Below are 21,760 nucleotides of genomic sequence, written 5' to 3'. Positions count from 1 at the left end.
GTCAACGCCTCATCCTGGCATGGGGCGCATCCGGCGTCGGCCGGTCAGCGGCCCCCGTCCGGGTCCGGTGCCTCCGCCCCCGGGTCGCGCGCGAGCTCGTGCGCGAGCGAGTCGAGCTCGGCGCCGCCGGCCATGAGGCTCGTCAGCTCGCCGAGGGTGATCTCGTCCTTCTCGAACGTGCCGAGGCTGGATCCGCGGTTGAGCAGCAGGAACCGGTCGCCCACCGGGAACGCGTGGTGCGGGTTGTGCGTGATGAAGACCACGCCCAGCCCCCGGTCGCGCGACCGGGCGATGTACCGGAGCACGACGCCGGACTGCTTGACGCCGAGGGCGGCGGTCGGCTCGTCGAGGATCAGCACGCGGGCGCCGAAGTGCACGGCCCGCGCGATGGCGACGCACTGGCGCTCGCCGCCGGACAGCGTGCCGATGGGCTGGTCGACGTCGCGGAGGTCGATGCCCATCTGCGCGAGCTGCTCGTGCGTGATGGCCTTCATGGCCGCCACGTCGAGCCGGCGGAACGGCCCCTTCCCCTTCGTGATCTCGGAGCCGAGGAAGAAGTTCCGCCACACGGGCATGAGCGGCACGACCGCGAGGTCCTGGTACACGGTCGCGATGCCGGCCTGGAGCGCGGCGCGGGGGGATCCGAGCGTCACGGGCTCGCCGTCGAGCAGCATCGTGCCCTCGCTCGGCGCGTGCACGCCCGCGAGCATCTTGATGAAGGTCGACTTGCCGGCGCCGTTGTCGCCGAGCACGCACGTGACCTGGCCGGCCGCGACCACGGTCGAGACGCCCGTGAGCGCGTTGACGGCGCCGTAGCTCTTGCCGATGTCGCGGACCTCGAGGATGGTCGTGCCGGCGGGCGGCAGCGGGGGAGTGGGGCGGCCGCCGGCCTCCTCCGCGGCTCCCGGGATCGCGCCCGCGAGGGGCTCGGACGCGGCGCTGGCGCTCGTCTCGGTGGTCATCGTCCGCCTCCCGCCCGCGTGCGCACCAGGTTGTTGAGGAGCACGGCCGCGAGGAGCATGCCTCCGAGCACCGTGCGCAGCCAGTTCGTGTCCCACTGGGCGAACGTGATGCCCTGGAAGACCATGCCGTAGATCAGGGCGCCGAGCGCCGCGCCGATGGCCGAGCCGAAGCCGCCCGTGAGCAGGCACCCGCCGACGACCGCGCAGATGATGTAGATGAACTCCTGGCCGACGCCCGTGTTCGCCTGCACCGTGGAGGTGCGGAACAGCGAGATCATGCCGACGAGCCACGCGGCGCCCGCCGTCCCCATGAAGAGGCCGACCTTCGTCTTGAAGACGGGCACGCCCACCTGGCGGGCGGACTCCTTGGCGCCGCCGACCGCGAAGATCCAGTTGCCGGCGCGGGTGCGCAGCAGGATCCAGGTGGCGACGGCCGCGACGAGGAACCACCACAGCACCGAGACGTAGAAGTTGCCGCCGCCGATCTGGAGCGACGAGCCGAAGATCGGCTGGATCTGGTCGTAGGACGGCACCTTCGTCATGCCCTGGATCGCGACCTGGCCGGTGATGAGCTTCGTGACGGCGAGGTCGACGCCCGCGAGCGCGAAGAACGTGCCGAGCGTGACGATGAAGCTCGGCAGTCCCGTCTTCATCACGAGGAAGCCGTTGAGCGCGCCGACCGCGAGGGCCGCCGCGAGCGAGACGAGCACCGCGACCCAGATGCTGAGGCCGTAGTGCGACGTGAGGATGCCGACCACGAGGGCCGAGAAGCCCGTCATGACCCCGGCGGAGAGGTCGAACTCGCCGCCGATCATGAGCATCGCCACGGCGACCGCCATGATCCCGAAGGTCGAGGCCGACTCGAGCCACACGCCCGCGCCGGCGAGGGTGAGGAACTGCGGCGTGTAGAGGGAGAAGAACAGCAGCACGGCGAGGGCGGCCACGAGGGCGCCGATCTCCGGGCGGGCGAGGATCTTGCGGATCGGCCTGTTCTCGAGGCGCGGCCTCGTGGCGATCGTCACGATGTCCGTCGTGGTCAACGCGGGCTCCTTCGATGAGCGTCGGGGAAAGCGGTGCGGTGCGGGGGTGATGGGGAGGCGGCGGGCCGGGCGCGTCGTGCGCGCCCGGCCCCACCGCCTACCGGGTGCCGTTCTTCGCGAACTCGGCGACCTGCGCCGCGTTGTCCTCCGTCACGAACGCGGGGCCGGAGTACACGGGCTGGCCGCCGCCGATCACGTTGCCGTTGGTGGCGTAGAGGTCGAGCGCGGTGATCCCGAGGAAGCCCTGCACGTACGGCTGCTGGTCGACCGCGAACAGGATCGTGCCGGCCTCGACCGCGCTCACGACGTCCTCCGAGAGGTCGAACGTGCCGATCTTCGCCGAGCTGCCCGACTCCTCGACCGCGCCGACCGCGTCGATGGCGTACTGGCCGCCGAGCGTGAGCACGCCGTCGATGGAGGGATCCGCCTGCAGCTTCGACTTGATGGTCGCCTTCACGTCGGCGTCGTTCGTGCCGTCGACCTGCAGGTTCGCCATCTGGCCGGAGAAGGCGCTCGCCGCGGAGGAGCAGCGCTCCTCGAGGCCGACGTTGCCGGCCTCCTGGATCACGCAGAGCGCGTTCTTGAGCCCCGCGTCGCCGAGGCGCTTGCCGACGGCCTCGCCCGCGACCGTCTCGCTCTGGCCGATGTGGGTGAGGGCGCCGAACTCGGCCGAGCGCTCGATCCCGGAGTTGATGGTGACGACGGGGATGCCCGCGGCCACGGCCTTCTCGACGCTGTCCTTCACGCCGTCGGGGTTCGCCATCGAGACCACGATCCCATTCACCTTCTGCGCCACCGCGTTGTCGATGAGCTGGGACTGCTTGGCGGGATCCGGGTCCGCGTTGTACGTGACGGTCGCGCCGTACTGGCCGCCGGCGGTCTCGGCGCCCGACTTCACGCGGTCCCAGAAGGCGTCGCCCGGGCCGGAGTGCGTGACCACCGCGAAGGTGAGGTCGCCGCCGCCGCCGTTCGCGCCGCCCGCGGTGGGCGCGGCCTCCTGGCCGGTGCCCGCGCACGAGGTGAGGAGGAGCCCGGCGGCGACCGCGAGGCCGAGGGGGGCGAGGAATCTGTTCTTCATCGAATGCTCCTTGTCGGGCGGACGCCCGCGCGCGGGGTCCTGGACGTCGTCGTCGGGGCGATCATGGCTCCGCCCGACGTGCTTTGTCAACACATGCTGACAAGACGGATCCTCGTCGTGATCCGACGTCGTCCGGCGGGCTCCCCGACCGGTCCGACCCTCCAGTGTGGCGCCTCCCCGGCCCCTCCTGCGCGCGCGAGGGCGCCCGACCGCGGCGCGCGCGGTCGGGCGGGTCCCTCGGCCGGGATCAGAGCGAGACGGGCACCGCCACGCGCTCCTCGGCGGAGCGCTGCGCCGCGTCGGCGAGCACGAGCGCCGCGCGGCCGTCGGCGAACGTCGGGCTGTCCGAGGCCTCGCCGCGCGCCAGGCGGATGAAGGCGCGCAGCTCCGCGACGTACGCGGCGGCGTAGCGCTCGAGGAAGAAGTCCTGGTACGGCGGCTTGCCCTCGACGCTCGTGGCGGTCGAGACGCTGACGAGGCTCGTGAGCGCGTTCGACACCTGCAGCGATCCGAGGGAGCCGAACGCCTCGATGCGCTGGTCGTAGCCCACGGCGCTGTGCCGTGAGTTCGTGATGACGACGAGCGCGCCGGTGGACGCGCGGAGCGTCACGACCGCGGTGTCGAAGTCGCCGTGCTCGCGGGCGCCGGGGTCGAAGGTCGTGGACCCGGTCGCCTGCACCTCGACGATGTCGGGCAGGAACGCGCGCGCCATGTCGAGGTCGTGGATGGTCATGTCGCGGAAGATCCCGCCGGACACCGCCACGTACGCGGCGGGCGGCGCCGCCGGGTCGCGGCTGACGATCGACAGCTGCTCGAGCTGGCCGATCTCGCCGGCGGCCACGCGGGCGCGCGCCTCCGCGAACGCCGGGTCGAAGCGGCGGTTGAAGCCGAGCGCCACGGGCACGCCGGACGCGAGCACGCGGGGGAGGAGCGCGTCGACGCGCGCGATGTCGAGGTCGATGGGCTTCTCGCACAGCACGGGCAGGCCGTGGTCGATCGCGGCGGCGATGAGGTCGACGTGCGTCGGCGTGGGCGACGCGATGAGCACGGCGTCGACGCCGCCGGACGCCATCATCTCCGCGGCGTCCTCCGTGACCGTGCCGCCGAGCCGCGCGGAGAGGGCGCGGGCGCCGTCGACGAACGGGTCGCAGATCCAGGCCAGCTCGGCGTCGGGATCCGCGGCGATGTTCGCGGCGTGGACCTGGCCGATGCGGCCGGTGCCGATCAGTCCGAAGCGCAGGGGGGTCGTGGTCATGTCGTCGGTCCTCGTTCGTCGTGGTGGTGGTGCCGGTGCGCGGCGGGTCGCGCTCCGGATCAGGCCCAGGTGCGGAGCGCCTCGCGGTTGACGCGCTGGTCCTCCGTGCGCTCGGCCCGGAAGCGGCGGATGTCGGCGTCGGGCGCGTTGAGCACGTCCTGCTCCACGACCACCCAGCCGTCGTAGCCCTGCGCCTCGATCGCCGTCATCACGCTCGCGAGGTCGACGTCGCCGCGGCCGAACGCCACGAACGCGCCGGAGGACCAGACCTCGCGCATGCCGCCGCCCGCCGCGAGCACGCGGCGGAGCTCCGCGCCGTCGACGTCTTTGAGGTGCAGGTGCGTGATCCGCGCGCCCCAGCGGGAGATCGCCGCGAGCGGGTCGCCGCCCGCGATGACGAGGTGGCCGGTGTCGAGCGTGAGCCCCACGTCGACCTGGTCGAGGAACCGGTCGATCTCCGCGGGCGACTCCACGAACGTGCCCGCGTGGTGGTGGAAGGTCGGCTCGAAGCCCGCGGCGCGCGTGATCTCCGCGGCGCGCGCGGTGTTGCGGACGAGGCGCGACCACGCGGCGTCGTCGAGCGGGTCGGCCTCGGCGCCGCGGCCGGGGGCGGCGGCGCGGGTCGCGGATCCGGCGTCGGCGAGCGTCGGCAGCGGCAGGCGCGCGGGGCCGGCCTCGGCGGCCTCCTGGAACACGCGCAGCGACGCCTCGAGCTCGGGGAGGGACGCCTGGAACGCGTCGTCGTCGGAGAGGGGGAGCTGGATCCAGCCGCCCGCGAGCTCGAGGCCCGCGCCGGCGAGCCGGTCGCGCAGCTCGCGGCCGCGGCCGAGGTAGCCCACGGGCCCGAGGTCGATTCCCGCGTACCCGGTCTCGGCCAGCGCCTCGACCATGTCGTCGGGCGTGACGACCTCGGCGCCCTCGGGCGTCAGCTCGAACACGCCGAAGCTCACGGGCGCGCCGGCGACGGTGGCCCTCACGCGGCGGATCCGCTCGGGCGGGCCGTCACGGCGGCGCGGGATGCGGGGGTGGTGCGGGTCTGGACCATGCGTCGTCGCACTGCTCCTCGGGCCGGCGGGCGAATGTTTGTCCTGACGATAGTACGTGGAGGAGGTGGTCCGCCATCGCCTCGGCCGCGCGGCGAGCCCTGCCGCGACGATCGCATGACGAGCCGATGACGATCCGGTTGCGGCCCGCCGCCCGGCGTCGCCCCCGGCCTACGCTCGACGGGTGATCCCCCATGCGGGGGAACCCGCGACGCCGAGGGGGACGACGCCATGCACGACACCGAGACCGCACCCGCCACCGCATCCGGATCGGGGGCCGCCTGGCCGGCCCGTCGTCCCGCGGGAGCCCGCCGCGTCGCCCGCCCGCTCGCCGTCGCGAGCGCGCTGGCCCTCGGCCTCTGCGCGCTCGTCGCGTCGCCCGCCGAGGCCGCGACCGCGACCGTCGCGATCGCCGACGTGCAGGGCACCGGCAGCGCGACCCCGTTCGCCGGCCGCGTCGTCACGGTCGAGGGCGTCGTCACCGCCGACTACCGCGGGGCGAGCGGCTACGCGGGGATCGTGATCCAGACCCGGGGCTCGGGCGGCGCGATCGACGCGACGCCCGGCGCCTCCGACGGGATCTTCGTCTACCTGGCGAGCGCGGACCCGGCCGTCGCCATCGGCGACCTCGTGCGCGTCACGGGCACCGCGTCCGAGCGCCAGGGCCAGACCCAGCTCGCCGCGACCGCGACCGACCTCGTCGAGGCCGTTGTCGGCGTGCCCGCCGCCACCCCGCTGCCCGACACCCTGCGCGGCGCCGACCGCGAGTCGCTCGAGAGCATGCTCGTGACGCCCACGGGCGACTACCGCGTCGGATCCGCGCACCAGCTCGACACCTTCGGCACGCTCTGGCTGAGCGCCGGCGCGGACCTGCCCGTCAAGGCCACCGACGTCGTGCGCCCGGGCGCCGAGGCCGACCGGATCGCCGCCGACAACCGCGCGCGCCGTCTCCTCCTCGACGACGGCTACAACATCCAGCTGACGAACGCCGCGTACCCCGCGGGCGCGACGCAGCCGTACTACACGGCCGACCGCGTGGTGCGGAACGGCGACGTCCCGGTCTTCCCGGCCACGCCCTACGTGCTGGCCTACGGCTTCGACGACTGGCGCCTCCAGCCCACGACGCCCGTCACCTCGCTCGACGCGGCCGGCCGCGTGCCGACCTTCGCGAGCGCGGACCCGCGCCCCGCGTCCTCGCCCGAGGTCGGCGGCGACGTCCGCATCGCCGGCTTCAACGTCCTCAACTACTTCACGACCCTCGGGGAGCGCGGCGCGCAGACCGCGGACGAGCTCCAGAGGCAGCGCGCCAAGATCGTCACGGCGATCACCGGGCTCGACGCGCAGGTCGTGACCCTCATGGAGATCGAGAACTCCACGAGGTTCGGCGAGCCCGCCGACACCGCGACGGCCGACCTCGTGCGCGGCCTCAACGACGCCGCCGGATCCCGCGTCTGGGACTACGTGCGCACCCCGGTCGCGCTGCAGTCCACGCCGACCGACGAGATCCAGAACGCGATCGTCTACCGCACCGACGCCGTCACCCCCGTGGGCGCGGCCGCCACGCAGATCGACGAGACGGTCTGGGGCAACGCCCGCGAGCCCGTCGCGCAGTCGTTCCGCGGCGGCGACCGGACCTTCACGGTGGTCGCGAACCACCTCAAGTCGAAGTCCGGCTCGGGGACGCAGCCGGCCGACGGCCAGGGCTTCTTCAACGCCGACCGCGTGGCGCAGGCGAAGGCCGTCGCGCGCTTCGCGTCCGAGCTGCAGGCGTCGAGCGGATCCGACCTCATCTACCTGCTCGGCGACTTCAACGCCTACTCCGAGGAGGACCCGATCCAGGTCCTCCGCGACGCCGGCTTCGTCGACCTCGTCGCGGCGAAGGCGCCCGGCGAGCGCACCTACTCCTTCGACGGCGAGGTCGGATCCCTCGACCACGTCCTCGCGACCCGCGCCGGCGCCGCGGCGGTCACGGGCGTGGGGGTGTGGGACATCAACGCGCCCGAGTGGGCGGCGCGCGAGTACGGCGGGGCCGCGACCGACGGATCCAGCGCCTTCCGCTCCAGCGACCACGACCCCGTGAAGGTGGGCCTCGACACGATCCGCGACGCCTCGACGCTCGTGGGCTACGCCGACCGCCTGCTGGTCCGCAGCGGGCAGCCGGTGAGGTACACGGTCAAGCTGGCCGCCGGCGCGACCGCGCCGACCGGCCGCGTGCAGATCCTCGACCGGGGCCGCGCCATCGCCACGGTCGACGTCACGGCTGCCGACGCCGGCCGCGCGACCGTCACCCTGCCGCGCCTGTCCCGCGGGATCCACCTGCTCACCGCGAGCTACGCGGGCGACGACGAGGCGAAGGGGTCGAGCACCGTCTGGCCCTCGATCGTCCTCGTCTGGTAGCCGCGGGACGCACGTGGAATGCGCGGGCGGCATGCCCGGTTGGACCCCCTGACCGCACGAACCGAGCACGAGAAGAGGACGCACCATGGCCACCACCGAGCTGACCGCCGAGAACTTCGAGAGCATCGTCGACTCCAACGGCATCGTCGTCGTCGACTTCTGGGCCGACTGGTGCGGCCCCTGCAAGCAGTTCGCGCCCGTCTTCGACAAGTCGAGCGAGAAGCACGCCGACATCGTCCACGGCAAGGTCGACACCGAGGCACAGCAGTTCCTCGCGCAGCAGGCGAACATCTCCGCCATCCCGACGCTCATGATCTTCAAGGACCAGACGCTCATCTTCAGCCAGGCGGGCGCGCTGCCCGCCCCGGCGCTCGAGTCGCTCATCGAGGAGGTGCGCGCCGTCGACGTGGCCGCCCTCAAGGAGCAGGCCGCCGCCGAGGCCGCGCAGGCCACCCCCGGCGCGAGCGCCGACCCCACCGCGATCTGAGCAGCGCCCGATCCGCATCCGCGCCTGATCCGCGCCGACGGCCCCTCCCCATCCGGAAGGGGCCGTCCGCGTCCCCACCGCCCTCCTCCCCGCCGCCGGCCGACCGGCCCCCGGATACGATTGCCCCGATGACCTCCACCCCTCCCGTTCCCGCCGGCACGGCGCCCTCCGACGGCGCCCTGGCCCCCGCCCTCGAGCGCCTCGGCACGGTGTTCGGGTACGACGCCTTCCGCGGCGACCAGCAGGAGATCGTCGAGCACGTCATCGGCGGCGGCGACGCGCTGGTCCTCATGCCCACGGGCGGCGGCAAGTCGCTCTGCTACCAGATCCCGAGCCTCGTGCGCGAGGGCACGGGCGTCGTCATCTCGCCGCTCATCGCGCTCATGCAGGACCAGGTCGACGCGCTGCGCGCCGTCGGCGTCCGGGCCGCGTTCCTCAACTCCACGCAGGACCTCGAGACCAGCCGCGAGGTCGAGCGGGCCCTGCTCGACGGCGACCTCGACCTGCTCTACCTCGCGCCCGAGCGCCTCATCCTCGACCGGATGGGGCGCCTCCTCGACGAGGCGCGCATCGCCCTCTTCGCCATCGACGAGGCGCACTGCGTCTCCCAGTGGGGCCACGACTTCCGCAAGGACTACCTCGCGCTGTCGATGCTGCAGGAGCGCTGGCCGGAGGTGCCGCGCATCGCGCTCACCGCCACGGCCAACGAGGCCACGCACGCCGACATCACCGCGCGCCTGGGCCTGCAGGACGCGCGCCACTTCGTCTCCTCGTTCGACCGCCCGAACATCCGCTACCGCATCGTGCCCAAGGCGGAGCCGCGCAAGCAGCTGGTCGACCTCATCCGGAACGAGCACGCGGGCGACGCCGGCATCGTCTACTGCCTGTCGCGGAAGACCGTCGAGCAGACGGCGGAGGCGCTGAACAAGCAGGGCATCACCGCGCTCCCGTACCACGCGGGCCTCGACGCGGCCGTCCGGCAGCGCAACCAGGCGCGCTTCCTCCGCGAGGACGGCATCGTCATGTGCGCCACCATCGCGTTCGGCATGGGCATCGACAAGCCCGACGTGCGCTTCGTCGCGCACATCGACCTGCCGAAGTCCATCGAGGGCTACTACCAGGAGACGGGGCGCGCGGGCCGCGACGGCCTGCCCTCCACGGCCTGGCTCGCCTACGGCCTGCAGGACGTGGTCCAGCAGCGCCGCATGATCGACCAGTCCGAGGGCGACGCGCAGCACCGCCGCCGGCTCTCGCAGCACCTGGACGCGATGCTCGCGCTGTGCGAGACGGTCGGCTGCCGGCGCGTGCAGCTCCTGCGCTACTTCGGCGAGGAGACGGGTCCGTGCGGCAACTGCGACACGTGCCTCGAGCCCGTCGAGACGTGGGACGCCACGGTCCCGTCGCAGAAGCTGCTGTCCACGATCGTCCGGCTGCAGCGCGAGCGGAACCAGCGCTTCGGCGCCGCGCACCTCATCGACATCCTGCTCGGCAACGAGACCGACCGCGTCCGCCAGCAGGGGCACGACCAGCTCGCCACCTTCGGCATCGGCGGCGAGCTCACCGACGTGCAGTGGCGCGGCGTCGTCCGCCAGCTCCTCGCGCAGGGCCTGCTCGGCGTGAGCGACGACGGCTACGGCACCCTCGTCATCACCCCGGGCAGCGGCGACGTGCTCACCGGATCCCGGCAGGTGCCCATGCGGCAGGAGCCCGAGCGCCTCGTGCGCGGCCGCGGCACCCGCACCACCCGGGCGAAGGGCGGCCAGGTGGTCGACCTCCCCGAGGAGGCGCAGGGGCTCTTCGAGGCGCTCCGCACGTGGCGCTCGGAGCAGGCCAAGGAGCAGGGCGTCCCCGCGTACGTCGTGTTCGCCGACGTCACGCTGCGCGAGGTCGCGACGGTGCGCCCGCAGGACCTCGGCCAGCTCGCGGGCATCACGGGGGTCGGCCAGAAGAAGCTCGACACCTACGGCGAGGGGCTGCTCGCGGTCGTCGCCGCCGGATCCGCCGCGGCCGAGTAGGACGCGGGCGCGCCGCCGCGGCGGCGGGGAGGGGACCCGGTCCCGAGCCTCGAGGGCTGCGGGACCGAGCCGCGCACACGGCCGACTTTTACCCGAAGACCGGCCCGGCGCTGGCGGGACAGCTCACCCGAAGAGCTGTCGCCGTTGCCCACGATCGTACTGGTCCGGCCGTGCGCTCCACGCGGGCTGTGGGGAGCGGCCGGGCCGTGGTAGCGGGCCGGCCCGTCGGCGGGGGCGCGAGCGGGTCCCCATGTAAACAGCGTGTAACGGGAGGCCGCAGACGCTTCATCGGGATTGCCAACACCGTATGGCGTATTTGTAATATGTCACCTACCACCGGCTGCCCGAGGCCGGACGAGGGAGCGCCATGGCAGTCACAGGAGCAGATGCGGATGCTATCCGCGCGGCCGCGAGCCGCGCTGCCGTCCTCCCCAGCACCGGATCCCGACGACCGCTGGGCACCGACGCCGTCACCCTGGAGGGCGGCCTGCTCGGGGCATGGCAGGAGCGCAACCGCGTCCGCACGATCCCCCACGCGATCGCGTCCATGGCCCGGGCCGGCAACCTCGACGACCTCCGCGCGGCCGTCGACGGACCGGGCGAGCGGCTCGTCCCGCGCTACCCGTTCCTCGACACCGACGTCTACAAGACCCTCGAGGGCGTGGCCTACGAGGTCGGCCGAGGCGACGCCAGCCCGGAGATGCGCGCCTTCCTCGAGGAGGCGACCGACGTGCTCGAGCGCGTGCAGGCGGAGGACGGCTACATCGGCTCCTACGTGCAGCGGCCCGGATCCGAGCGCGCGCCCTGGTCCGACCTCGCCTGGGGCCACGAGCTCTACAACCTAGGGCACCTGATCCAGGCCGCCGTCGCCGACTCCCGACAGGGCGGCGACGGCCGGCTCCTCGCCGTGGCCCGCCGCTTCGCCGACGCCGCGGTGCGGGAGTTCGGCCCGGGTGGGCGCGCCGAGGTCTGCGGCCACCCCGAGGTCGAGATGGCGCTCGTCGAGCTGCATCGCGAGACGGGGGAGCGCTCCTACCTCGACCTCGCCTCCGCGTTCGTCGACCGTCGCGGGCACGGCACGGTGGCGACGCGGGTCTTCCCCGCCGAGTACTTCCAGGACGCGCACCCCTTCCGCGAGATGCCGGCCGTCACGGGGCACGCCGTCCGCATGGCCTACCTCGCCGCTGGCGCGACGGACGTGGCGACGGAGACGGGCGACGCCGAGCTGCTCGCGGCCTCGATCCGCCTCTTCGACGACGCCGTGCGCACCCGCCTCTACGTCACCGGCGGGCTCGGCAGCCGCCACTCGGACGAGGCGATCGGCGACGCCTACGAGCTGCCGAGCGAGCGCTCCTACAGCGAGACCTGCGCGGCCATCGCCGTCATGCAGTGGGCGTGGCGCCTGTTCCTCGCGACGGGCGAGCCCCGGTTCCTCGACACCCACGAGACCGTGCTGCTGAACGCCTACGCGGTGGGACTCTCCGCCGACGGCACGGGCTTCTTCTACGACAACCCGCTCCAGCGCCGCCCCGACCACCACGCGCAGTCCGGCGCCGAGACCGAGGGCGAGCTGATGCGGCGCCCGTGGTTCACCTGCCCGTGCTGCCCGCCGAACATCGTCCGCTGGATGAGCGAGCTGCAGGACCACGTCGCGGTGCGGGACGGCGACGACCTCGTCATCGCGCACCCGGCCGCGTGCGTGATCCGCACCGACGCGATCGACGTCCGCGTGACGACCGCGTACCCGTGGGACGGCGCCGTGCGCGTCGAGGTGCTGCGCGCATCCGGCGCGGAGACGGGCATCGTGCTGCGCCGGCCCGGCTGGTGCCGGTCGGCGAGCGCCGTGGTGTCGGGCGCCGACGGGTCCACCGCCGAGGTCGACGCGGAGGCCGACGACCGGTGGATCCGCGCCACGCGCGCCTGGGTCGCCGGCGACGCGCTCGTGGTCGAGCTGGACATGCCCGTGCGGGCCCTCGGATCCCACCCGCACCTCGACGCCACGCGCGGCAGCCTCGCGGTGGCGCGCGGCCCGATCGTGTTCGCCGTCGAGCAGGAGGACGCCGGCGCCCCCGTCGACGACCTGCTCCTCGACCCGCGCGACCTCGCGTCGGCGCGGACCGTCCCGCTCCCGCTCGCCGCGCCGTGGGGTCCGGCGTCGGACGCCGCCGATCCCGCGTCGGGCGTCGCGCTCGCCGTGCGCCTCCGCCGCGCGGTCCCCGCACCCGACGAGCTCTACCCCGAGGTCGTCCCCGGCGCCGTCGCCCCCGCCGCGTCGGCCGATCCCGTCGACGCCGTGCTCGTGCCGTACGCCCTCTGGGGCAACCGGTCGCCCGCCGCCATGCGGGTCTGGATCCGCGCCGCCGACACCGGCTGACGCCTCGGCCCGCGCGCGCGGCTCCCCGGATCGACCCGATCCGGGGCGGTCGCACGCACCTCCGCTCCCCCCCATCCCCTCCCATCGCACGACCCCGTCCGTCACTCCCCACCCGGTGCGCCACGGCCGCCATCCACGAAACGAGAGTCCGATGAACCGACGAATCACCGCAGTAGGGCTGGCCGTCGCCGCCAGCCTCGCCCTCACGTCCTGCGCCGGCGCCGGAGGCGGCGCCGCGGCAGGCGGCGTCACCGGCCCCGCCGACACGGGCGGCACGATCCAGGTGCTCGCCAGCGCCGACTTCTCGCACCTGGATCCGGAGATGGGCTACGACACCGGCGTCCAGAACCTCTACCGGCTCATCTACCGCACGCTGACGACGGTCTCCGGGAAGGACGGCGCCACGATCGCCCCCGACCTCGCCACCGACACGGGGACCCCGAACGCGGACGCCACCGTCTGGACCTTCACGCTCAAGGACGGCCTCAAGTTCGAGGACGGCTCGCCGATCACGAGCGAGTCCGTGAAGTTCGGCGTCGAGCGCGCCTTCGAGCCGTCGCTGGCCATCGGCTCCCCGTACTCCCGCATGTACCTCGCGGGCGGCGACTCCTACCAGGGCCCCTACATCTCCGGCGACCTGCCCTCCATCGAGACCCCCGACGAGAAGACCATCGTCTTCCACCTCAACCGCTCCGTGCCGGAGTTCGCGAGCGTCGCCGCGCAGAGCACCTTCACGCCGTTCCCCGCCGATCCCGCGAAGGTCACGGCGACGAGCATCGACCAGCAGCCGATCGCGTCCGGGCCCTACAAGGTGACGGCGCGCACGCCCGGCTCCTCCCTCACCCTCGAGCGCAACACCGAGTGGGACCAGGCCACCGACGACGTGCGCACGGCGAAGCCCGACGTCTGGCAGTTCGACGTCGGCCTCGACCAGGCGACCATCGACGAGCGCATGATCGCGGGCCAGGGCGACGACAAGAACGCCATCGCCGGCGGGATCACGGCGGCCTCCGTCTCCCGCATCCAGACCCCGGAGATCAAATCGCGGACCGTGACCGGCGACGGCGGCTGCACGACCTACCTCGCGCTGAACACGACCAAGCCCCACCTCGACGACCCCCGCGTCCGCCAGGCCATCGCCTACGCCGTGGACAAGAAGTCGGTCATCGACGTCATCGGCGGGCCGTCTCTCGCCGTCCCCGCCTCGACGATGCTCACGCCCACCGTGCCCGGCCACAAGGACTTCGACCTGTACCCCAGCACGGACAGCGCGGGCGACGTCGAGAAGGCGAAGGCGCTCCTCAAGGAGGCGGGCGTGGAGGACGGCTTCACCATCACGCTCGACCAGCGCAACCTCCCCACCCAGCAGAAGATCGGCGAGTCGCTCCAGCAGTCGCTCGCGAAGGTCGGCATCACGGTGGAGTTCAACATCATCGACACGGCGACCTACTACGAGACCATCGGCACGACCTCGCAGCAGCACGACGCCGCCGTCACGGGCTGGTGCCCGGACTGGCGCTCGGCCAGCACGGTCCTCCCGACGCTCTTCGACGGCCGGCAGATCAGCGCCAAGGGCAACAACAACGTCGCGCAGCTCAACGATCCGGCCGTGAACGCGAAGATCGACGAGATCTCGTCCATGACCGACCTCGACGCGGCGAACGCGGCGTGGGGCGACCTCGACGAGCAGATCCAGGAGCTCGCGCCGACCGTCCCGCTCTACTTCGGCAGCGCGCTCCTCGTGCTGGGCGCCAACGTGCGCAACGCCTACGCGGACCCGTACTTCGCGGGCGGCGTGGACTTCGCCACCGTCGGCCTCCACACGGGGAAGTAGGCGGTGACCGCCACCCTCCAGGGCGCGTCGGCGCCCGACGCGACCTCCGCCTACCCGACGGGACGGCCGCCCGCCGTGACGCCGGCCAAGCGCGTGGTCGCGGCCCTCCGGTCGAAGCCGTCCGTGATCGCCAGCACCGCGTTCGTGGTGCTGGTCCTGGTCCTGGCGGTGTTCGCGCCGCTCCTGAGCGGGATCACCGGCTGGGGTCCGACGACGTTCGACGCGACGGCCGTGGACCCCGTCCTCGGCGGCCTGCCCATCGGCCCGTTCGGCGGCGTCAGCGCCTCGCACTGGTTCGGCGTCGAGCCGCAGAACGGGCGCGACATCTTCGCCCGCATCGCGTACGGCGCCCGGGTGTCCCTGCTCATCGCGGTCTCCGCGACGGTCGTCACCACGGCCGTCGGCATGGTCGCGGGCATGGTCGCCGGCTACTTCGGCGGGATCGTCGACCAGATCGTGTCGCGCGTCATGGACTTCCTCATGGCCTTCCCGGCGCTGATCTTCATGATCGCGATCCTCTCGGCGCTGCCCGCGGGCAACCGCCCGGCGCTGCTCGTCCTGGTGCTCAGCGTCTTCGGCTGGCCGTACACGGCGCGCATCGTGCGCGGCCAGACCATGACGATCCGCACGCGCGACTTCGTGGAGGCCGCGCGCGCATCCGGCGCCTCGTCGATGCGCGTGATCTTCCGGGAGGTGCTGCCGAACCTGCGCGGCACCATCATCGTGCTGGCCACGCTCTCGGTGCCGGGGTACATCGGCACCGAGGCGAGCCTGTCGTTCCTCGGGGTGGGCGTGCTGCCGCCGACGCCCTCGTGGGGTCAGATGATCGCCGACTCGGTCGCCTGGTACACGGTCGACCCCGCGTACTTCATCGTGCCGGGCTCGTTCCTCTTCCTCACGGTGCTGTCGTTCACGGTGTTCGGCGACCACCTCCGCACCGCGCTCGAGCAGGGGGAGGCGGCATGATCGGCTACCTCCTCCGCCGGGCCGGGGCGGCGCTGATCGTGCTCGCGCTCATCAGCCTGTTCACCTACATGATCTTCTTCCTGCTCCAGCCGGATCCCGCCGTCACCATCTGCGGCAAGACCTGCACGCCGGACAAGATCGACTCCATCCGCCAGCTCCTCGGCCTCGACCGGCCGTTCTGGGCGCAGTACGGCGACTTCATCGCGGGGATCTTCACGGGCCGCACCTACGGCGACGGCCCCACGGCGATCCAGTGCGCCGCGCCGTGCCTCGGCTTCAGCTTCCAGACGCAGCAGCCCGTGCTCGACCTGATGCTGTCCCGCCTGCCCGTGAGCATCACGGTCGCGGTCGGCGCGGCGGTCCTCTGGGTCGTCTTCGGCGTGGCCGGCGGCCTCGTCAGCGCGATCAAGCAGGGCACCGGATGGGACCGGGCCGCGATGACGGCGGCGCTCACCGGGATCAGCGTGCCGACGACCTTCGCCGCGCTGCTCCTGCAGTACGTGCTCGTCGTGCAGCTGCAGATCCTGCCGTTCCCGCAGTCCGTGGCGTTCGCCGACGACCCGGTCATGTGGTTCGACTCGTACCTCATGCCGTGGATCGTGGTCGCGCTCGGGTACGCCTCGGTGTACGCGCGCATCGTGCGGGCCAACGTCCTCGACACGCTCGAGGAGGACTACCTGCGCACCGCGCGGGCCAAGGGCCTGTCCGCGGCGCTCGTGATCCGGCGCCACGCGCTCCGGCCGTCGCTCACGCCCGTCGTCACCCTGTTCGGCATGGACTTCGCCGGCCTGCTCGGCGGCGCCCTGATCGCCGAGAGCATCTTCGGCCTCAACGGCGTCGGCAAGCTCGCCGCCGACTCCATCGCCAAGAACGACCAGCCCGTCATCATGGGCGTCACGCTCCTCGCCGCGGCCTTCGTGGTCGTCGGGAACGTGGTCGTCGACGTGCTGTACACCGTGCTCGACCCCCGAGTGAGGATCACCGCGTGACCGCCACCGCACCGCACCAGCCGCCCGCGCGGGCCGTCCCCGGGACGCCGCTGCTCGAGGTCGAGCACCTCACCATCGCGTTCCCCACCTCGCGGGGGCCGGTGGAGGTCGTGAAGGACCTCTCCTTCCGCGTGGAGCCGGACAGCACCCTCGGCATCGTGGGGGAGTCGGGCTCCGGGAAGTCGATGACCTCGCTCGCCGTGATGGGGCTCGTGCCCCGCGGAGGGAAGGTCACCGGCAGCATCAGGCTGGCGGGCGAGGAGCTCGTCGGTCGGACCGACCGGGAGCTGCGGGCCATGCGCGGCGACCGCATGGCGATGGTCTTCCAGGACCCGCTGTCGTCGCTCAACCCGTACTACACGGTGGGCCTCCAGATCGAGGAGGCCTACCGGGCGCACCGCGGCGGATCCCGCCGGGCCGTGCGCCAGGTGGTCGTGGAGGCGCTCGAGCGCGTGCGGATCCGCGAGGCCGGCACGCGCGTCGACCACTACCCGCACCAGTTCTCGGGCGGCATGCGGCAGCGCATCATGATCGCGATGGCGCTCTGCCTCGAGCCCGAGCTGCTCATCGCCGACGAGCCGACCACGGCGCTCGACGTGACGGTGCAGGCGCAGATCCTCGACCTGCTGCGGGAGATCCGCCGCGACACGGGGATGGGCATGCTCGTCATCACCCACGACCTCGCCGTGGTCTCCTCCCTGGCCGACGAGGTGCTCGTCATGCAGGGCGGGCACCGCGTCGAGAGCGGCACGACCGAGCGCGTGTTCACCGCGCCCGAGGATCCGTACACGCACGCGCTGCTCGAGGCGATCCCCCGCATCGACGCCGCCTACGACCGACCGACGACGGGAACCGCCTCATGAGCACCTCCGCCACCGCGCCCGAGCCGTTCCTCTCGGCCCGCGGCCTCACCAAGGAGTACGTGACGCGCGGCGGCTCCGGCCTCCGCCCGCCGGTCCGGCGGTTCCTCGCCGTCGACCACGTCGACCTCGACGTGCCGACCGGGCAGACGCTCTCGATCGTGGGGGAGTCCGGATCCGGCAAGTCGACGACCGCGCGCATCGTCGCCCGCCTGCTCGACCCGACCTCCGGCACGTTCTCGCTCAAGGGCGAGGACGTGACGCACGCGAAGGGCGCGGCCCTGCGCGAGTTCCGGCGGCAGGTGCAGGTGGTGTTCCAGGATCCGGCGTCGTCGCTCAACCCGCGGCACACGGTGGAGCAGATCATCAGCGCGCCGCTGCGGTACCAGGGCGTCACGACGCCGGGCGGGCACGGGAAGCTCGTGCGCGACCTGCTCGACCGGGTGGGCCTCAACCCCGACCACGCGCAGCGCTACCCGGCGCAGTTCTCGGGCGGGCAGTGCCAGCGCATCGGGATCGCGCGGGCGCTCGCCGTGAGCCCGGGCCTCATCGTGTGCGACGAGGCGGTCTCCGCGCTCGACGTGACGGTGCAGGCGCGCGTCATCGCGCTGCTCCGCGACCTCCAGCGCGAGCGCGGCCTCAGCTACGTCTTCATCGCGCACGACCTCGCGGTCGTCCGGCAGCTCTCCGACCGGGTCGCCGTGATGAGCGCCGGCAAGGTCGTGGAGGAGGGCACGCGCGACGACGTCTTCGAGCGGCCGCAGCACCCGTACACGCGCTCGCTCCTCGACGCCGTGCCGCGCATCGACCCCGAGTGGGACCGGAGGCGGACCGCCGCGCGCGCCGCGGCCGGCCTCGACGCCGCCGGGCTCGACGCGGCGGGCGGGTCGGCCGCGTGATCGTCGGATCCGCGACCGTCCCGGGCGTCCACGTCACCGACCACGAGATCGAGGTCCCGCTCGACTGGGGAGCGGCCCGCGACGGCGAGCCCACCGCCACGATGACGGTGTTCGCCCGCGAGCTCGTCGCCCCCGACCGCCGCGGCGACGACCTGCCCGCGCTCCTCTACCTCCAGGGCGGCCCGGGCGGGAAGTCGCCGCGCGTGCTCGACGACGGCGGCTGGATCGGCCACGCCCTCCGCACGCACCGCGTCGTGCTCCTCGACCAGCGCGGCACCGGCAGGAGCACGCCCGTCACGGCGCGCACCATGATCCGGTTCGGCGACGACCACGCGTCCGCCGCCCGGTACCTCGCGCTGTTCCGCGCCGACTCGATCGTGCAGGACGCCGAGGCGCTGCGGCAGCACCTCGAGGGCGGGCGACGCTGGTCGACGCTCGGCCAGAGCTACGGCGGCTTCCTCACGCTGACGTACCTGTCGCTCGCGCCCGAGGCGCTGTCGGCCTGCTACGTGACGGGCGGCCTCGCCTCGCTCGACCCGGACGCCGAGGAGGTCTACCGCCGGACCTACCCGCGCACGGTCCGGAAGAACGCCGGCTACCACGCGCGCTATCCGGCCGACGTGGGGATCCTGTCCCGCCTCGCCGACCGGCTGGCGGCGGGCGACGTCACGCTCCCAGACGGCGACGCGCTCACCGTCCGGCGCCTGCAGACCATCGGCATCGACCTCGGCATGGCGCCGGGGCGCGAGCGGATCCACGCCCTCCTCGACGAGGCCGTCGACGACCGCGGCGAGCCCACCGACGTGCTCCTCGCCGAGGCGCTGCGCCTCACCTCCTACGCCGCGAACCCGCTGTTCGCCGCGATGCAGGAGAGCATCTACGCGTCGGGAACCCGGCCCGCCACCGCGTGGGCCGCCGAGCGGGAGCGCGGCCGGCACCCGGCGTTCGCGCCGACTGCCCGGCCGCTGCTGCTCACCGGCGAGATGATGTACCCCTGGATGTTCGAGGAGATCCGGCTGCTGCGCCCGTTCCGCGGCGCGGTCGAGGTCATGGCCCGCCGCGACGACTGGCCGGAGCTCTACGACCCGGCCCGCCTCGCCGCCAACGAGGTGCCCGTCGCCGCCGCGATCTACCACGACGACATGTACGTGGACGCGGGTCTGCAGCAGGACACGGTCGCGCGCGTGGGCAACGTCCGCGCGTGGATCACGAACGAGCACGAGCACGACGGCCTGGGAGCGCCCGGCGTCCTCGGGCGCCTGATGGACACGATCGCCCGCGATGGAGGAGGCCTGCCCCGATGACCGACACGACGCCCCGCACGACCCCCGCGTCCGTCACCCCGGAGGACCGCCGACCCCCGCGCCTCGCGCAGGTGCCCGCCTTCCGCGACCTCATGGCCGGCGGCTGGATCACCCCCGACCGCACGCCGACGACCGTGCCCGGCGCGGTCGAGGCCGGCGCCGCGCACCGGGCCCGGCTGAGCGCCGCGATGCCCGGCGTCACGCTCGCCGTCGCGAGCGGCTACGCGCCCACGCGCAACGACGACTGCCGCTACGCGTTCCGCGCCGACAGCGACTTCGTGTGGCTGACCGGCGTGCAGATCGAGGGCGCCGTGCTGGTGATGCACGCGGTGCCGGGCGGCCACGACGCCGTGCTGCACGTGCCCGCGCCCGCCCACCCCGGCGATCCGCGCTTCTTCTCCGACGCCGACCACGGCGAGCTCTGGGTCGGCCCCGCCCCCGCGCACGCCGACTGGCAGCGAGCGCTCGGGATCCCGGTGCGCGACCCCGACCGCATCGCGCGCGACCTCGCCGGCGTCCGCGACGTGCGCCGCGCGGGAGCCGTCACCGGCGTGCCCTCGGCGCTCGCCGACGTGCCGCGCGACCCCCGCCTCGTGGCGGCGCTCGGCGAGCTGCGCGTGCTCAAGGACGCGTGGGAGGTCGAGGAGCTGCGCCGCGCGGTCGACGACACGGTCGAGGGCTTCGCGGAGGTCGTGCGGGAGATCCCGCGGGCGCAGGCCCACGGCGGCGAGCGCTGGCTGCAGGGCACCTTCGACCGGCACGCGCGCACGGTGGGCAACGGACCCGGCTACGCGACGATCGTGGGCGGCGGCGGCCACGCGACGACGCTGCACTGGGTGCGCTGCGACGGGCCGCTCCGCGACGGCGAGCTCGTCCTCCTCGACATGGGCGTGGAGGCCCGCAGCCTCCACACGGCCGACGTCACCCGCACGTTCCCGATCTCCGGCTCCTTCACGCCCGAGCAGCGGCTCGTGCACGACGTCGTGGAGCGCGCCCACCGCGCGGGCCTCGACGCCGTGGCGCCCGGGCGCCCGCTCGTCGACTTCCACCACGCGTCCATGGAGGTGGTGGCGCAGGGCCTGCACGACATGGGGATCCTGCCCGTCTCGGTCGACGAGGCGCTCTCGCCCTCGGGGCAGCACCACCGGCGCTGGCTCGTCTGCGGGATCGGGCACCACCTCGGGCTCGACGTGCACGACTGCTCGGGCGCCGGCCACGCCGGCTACGACCGCGCGGTCGAGGCGGGCATGGTGCTGACGGTCGAGCCGGGCCTGTACTTCCCGCCGGACGACGCGATGGTGCCCCCCGAGCTGAGGGGCATCGGCGTGCGGATCGAAGACGATATCGTGGTGACGCAGACGGGGTCCGACGTGCTGTCGGACGCGCTGCCGATCGACGCCCGGGGCCTGGAGTCCTGGATGCGGGAGCAGCGGTCCCCGTCCTGAGCCGAGGAGGAGGATCCGCATGAGCCTCTCCGCACTGCGTCCCGCACCGCCGCGCGCGAGCCTGCGCGAGCACGTGCACCAGGCCCTGTCCGCGGCCATCGTCTCGGGCGAGCTGGAGCCGGGCACGCTCATCACCGTGCCCACGCTCGCCGTGCGCTTCGACGTCTCGGCGACGCCCGTCCGCGAGGCGGTGCTCGAGCTCGAGAAGCGCGGCTTCGTCGAGACGGTCCGCAACAAGGGCTTCCGGGTCACCGCCGTGAGCGACGAGGAGCTCGGCCACCTGGTGCAGGTGCGCCAGCTCCTCGAGGCGCCCGCCATGGAGCGGCTCGCCGGCCAGCTGCCGGACGGCGCGCTGCCGGGGCTGGAGGCGCTCGCCGACCGCATCGAGGAGGGCGCGCGCGAGGGCGACCTCCGCGCGTACCTCGAGGCCGACCAGGAGTTCCACCTCTCCCTCACGCGGATGCTCGGCAACCCCGTGCTCACCGAGGCCATCGCGGACCTCCGCTCGCGCACGCGCCTCGTCGGCCTCGCGTCGATGAAGGCGAGCGCCATGCTCGACGCGTCGGCGGCCGAGCACCACGAGCTGCTGCGGGCGCTCGTCGCCGGCGACGGCCCCGGGTCGCACCAGCTGATGGTGCGGCACATCCGACACGCCACCGGCTGGTGGGCGGGGCGCGGCGAGGACGAGGCCGCGGGCGTCGCGGATCCCGAGCCCGCGGACACCGTCGCCTGATCCGTCCGGCGACGGAGGGGCTTCCCCTCGTCGACGATGTGTGACATATTACTGTCATCGCCGACCGCCGCACCGCCTC

At 73.4% G+C, this 21,760-nt stretch carries 17 protein-coding genes; 12 read left to right on the top strand and 5 right to left on the bottom strand.

Translation table 11 applies throughout. The annotated features are described in order from the left end of the window. Positions 1-44 precede the first annotated feature (44 nt). From FGI33_RS09445 to FGI33_RS09425, 5 genes are all read right to left on the bottom strand, one after another. Complete coding sequence (locus FGI33_RS09445; protein WP_119434656.1) at positions 45-962, bottom strand: ATP-binding cassette domain-containing protein; 918 nt, start codon at positions 960-962, stop codon at positions 45-47. Beyond that, a complete protein-coding gene (locus tag FGI33_RS09440) occupies positions 959-2,002 on the bottom strand; it encodes an ABC transporter permease (protein ID WP_119402648.1) in 1,044 nt (347 codons plus the stop codon). Before FGI33_RS09440 ends, FGI33_RS09445 begins: the two co-directional genes overlap by 4 nt. Before the next feature lie 97 nt (positions 2,003-2,099). Then, complete coding sequence (locus FGI33_RS09435) at positions 2,100-3,080, bottom strand: sugar ABC transporter substrate-binding protein (RefSeq protein WP_119434655.1); 981 nt, start codon at positions 3,078-3,080, stop codon at positions 2,100-2,102. A 247-nt stretch (positions 3,081-3,327) separates the two neighbouring features. After that, on the bottom strand, positions 3,328-4,335 hold the full coding sequence (gene iolG, locus FGI33_RS09430) for an inositol 2-dehydrogenase (RefSeq protein WP_119435604.1): 1,008 nt from the start codon (positions 4,333-4,335) through the stop codon (positions 3,328-3,330). A gap of 59 nt (positions 4,336-4,394) precedes the next feature. Further along, a complete protein-coding gene (locus FGI33_RS09425) occupies positions 4,395-5,312 on the bottom strand; it encodes a sugar phosphate isomerase/epimerase family protein (protein WP_237581747.1) in 918 nt (305 codons plus the stop codon). Between the two features lie 297 nt (positions 5,313-5,609). Here FGI33_RS09425 and FGI33_RS09420 point away from each other — a divergent pair, with 297 nt between their 5' ends. The 12 genes from FGI33_RS09420 to FGI33_RS09365 all read left to right on the top strand — a co-directional run bounded on the left by FGI33_RS09420 (position 5,610) and on the right by FGI33_RS09365 (position 21,681). Continuing rightward, on the top strand, positions 5,610-7,775 hold the full coding sequence (locus tag FGI33_RS09420) for an ExeM/NucH family extracellular endonuclease (protein ID WP_237581745.1): 2,166 nt from the start codon (positions 5,610-5,612) through the stop codon (positions 7,773-7,775). Between the two features lie 85 nt (positions 7,776-7,860). After that, complete coding sequence (gene trxA, locus FGI33_RS09415; RefSeq protein WP_012037481.1) at positions 7,861-8,262, top strand: thioredoxin; 402 nt, start codon at positions 7,861-7,863, stop codon at positions 8,260-8,262. A 128-nt stretch (positions 8,263-8,390) separates the two neighbouring features. Next, positions 8,391-10,277, top strand: coding sequence for a DNA helicase RecQ (gene recQ / locus FGI33_RS09410; RefSeq protein ID WP_119434549.1), 1,887 nt, complete (start codon positions 8,391-8,393; stop codon positions 10,275-10,277). Positions 10,278-10,644: 367 nt separating this feature from the next. After that, on the top strand, positions 10,645-12,651 hold the full coding sequence (locus tag FGI33_RS09405) for a glycoside hydrolase family 127 protein (RefSeq protein ID WP_237581743.1): 2,007 nt from the start codon (positions 10,645-10,647) through the stop codon (positions 12,649-12,651). Between the two features lie 151 nt (positions 12,652-12,802). Then, positions 12,803-14,485: an ABC transporter substrate-binding protein gene (locus FGI33_RS09400; RefSeq protein ID WP_119434709.1), complete on the top strand. Its 1,683-nt coding sequence runs from the start codon at positions 12,803-12,805 to the stop codon at positions 14,483-14,485. A gap of 3 nt (positions 14,486-14,488) precedes the next feature. Next, on the top strand, positions 14,489-15,451 hold the full coding sequence (locus FGI33_RS09395; RefSeq protein ID WP_119434708.1) for an ABC transporter permease: 963 nt from the start codon (positions 14,489-14,491) through the stop codon (positions 15,449-15,451). After that, on the top strand, positions 15,448-16,440 hold the full coding sequence (locus FGI33_RS09390; RefSeq protein ID WP_119456717.1) for an ABC transporter permease: 993 nt from the start codon (positions 15,448-15,450) through the stop codon (positions 16,438-16,440). Before FGI33_RS09395 ends, FGI33_RS09390 begins: the two co-directional genes overlap by 4 nt. Then, a complete protein-coding gene (locus FGI33_RS09385) occupies positions 16,437-17,303 on the top strand; it encodes an ABC transporter ATP-binding protein (protein WP_119434707.1) in 867 nt (288 codons plus the stop codon). Before FGI33_RS09390 ends, FGI33_RS09385 begins: the two co-directional genes overlap by 4 nt. Beyond that, positions 17,300-18,199, top strand: coding sequence for an ATP-binding cassette domain-containing protein (locus FGI33_RS09380; protein ID WP_237581741.1), 900 nt, complete (start codon positions 17,300-17,302; stop codon positions 18,197-18,199). Before FGI33_RS09385 ends, FGI33_RS09380 begins: the two co-directional genes overlap by 4 nt. Beyond that, positions 18,196-19,503 (top strand): alpha/beta fold hydrolase, encoded by a 1,308-nt coding sequence (locus tag FGI33_RS09375; protein ID WP_119434911.1) that lies wholly within the window; start codon positions 18,196-18,198, stop codon positions 19,501-19,503. Before FGI33_RS09380 ends, FGI33_RS09375 begins: the two co-directional genes overlap by 4 nt. Then, positions 19,500-20,948: an aminopeptidase P family protein gene (locus FGI33_RS09370; protein ID WP_119434910.1), complete on the top strand. Its 1,449-nt coding sequence runs from the start codon at positions 19,500-19,502 to the stop codon at positions 20,946-20,948. The genes FGI33_RS09375 and FGI33_RS09370 overlap by 4 nt, the downstream gene beginning before the upstream one ends. A gap of 19 nt (positions 20,949-20,967) precedes the next feature. Then, positions 20,968-21,681, top strand: a complete 714-nt coding sequence (locus tag FGI33_RS09365) for a GntR family transcriptional regulator (protein WP_119434909.1) — start codon at positions 20,968-20,970, stop codon at positions 21,679-21,681. Positions 21,682-21,760: the final 79 nt, after the last annotated feature.

This window comes from Clavibacter phaseoli (genome assembly GCF_021922925.1).
GTDB lineage: Bacteria > Actinomycetota > Actinomycetes > Actinomycetales > Microbacteriaceae > Clavibacter > Clavibacter phaseoli.
Note: the sequence above shows the minus strand (reverse complement) of the source record. Positions and strands in the feature narration are given on the sequence as shown.

Excerpts from the sequence above, each read along its gene's own strand:
- FGI33_RS09445 (WP_119434656.1), bottom strand. The coding sequence starts at position 962 with ATGACCACCGAGACGAGCGCCAGCGCCGCGTCCGAGCCCCTCGCGGGC.
- FGI33_RS09435 (WP_119434655.1), bottom strand. The coding sequence starts at position 3,080 with ATGAAGAACAGATTCCTCGCCCCCCTCGGCCTCGCGGTCGCCGCCGGG.
- iolG (WP_119435604.1), bottom strand. The coding sequence starts at position 4,335 with ATGACCACGACCCCCCTGCGCTTCGGACTGATCGGCACCGGCCGCATC.
- FGI33_RS09420 (WP_237581745.1), top strand. The coding sequence starts at position 5,610 with ATGCACGACACCGAGACCGCACCCGCCACCGCATCCGGATCGGGGGCC.
- trxA (WP_012037481.1), top strand. The coding sequence starts at position 7,861 with ATGGCCACCACCGAGCTGACCGCCGAGAACTTCGAGAGCATCGTCGAC.
- recQ (WP_119434549.1), top strand. The coding sequence starts at position 8,391 with ATGACCTCCACCCCTCCCGTTCCCGCCGGCACGGCGCCCTCCGACGGC.
- FGI33_RS09405 (WP_237581743.1), top strand. The coding sequence starts at position 10,645 with ATGGCAGTCACAGGAGCAGATGCGGATGCTATCCGCGCGGCCGCGAGC.
- FGI33_RS09400 (WP_119434709.1), top strand. The coding sequence starts at position 12,803 with ATGAACCGACGAATCACCGCAGTAGGGCTGGCCGTCGCCGCCAGCCTC.
- FGI33_RS09390 (WP_119456717.1), top strand. The coding sequence starts at position 15,448 with ATGATCGGCTACCTCCTCCGCCGGGCCGGGGCGGCGCTGATCGTGCTC.
- FGI33_RS09380 (WP_237581741.1), top strand. The coding sequence starts at position 17,300 with ATGAGCACCTCCGCCACCGCGCCCGAGCCGTTCCTCTCGGCCCGCGGC.
- FGI33_RS09370 (WP_119434910.1), top strand. The coding sequence starts at position 19,500 with ATGACCGACACGACGCCCCGCACGACCCCCGCGTCCGTCACCCCGGAG.
- FGI33_RS09365 (WP_119434909.1), top strand. The coding sequence starts at position 20,968 with ATGAGCCTCTCCGCACTGCGTCCCGCACCGCCGCGCGCGAGCCTGCGC.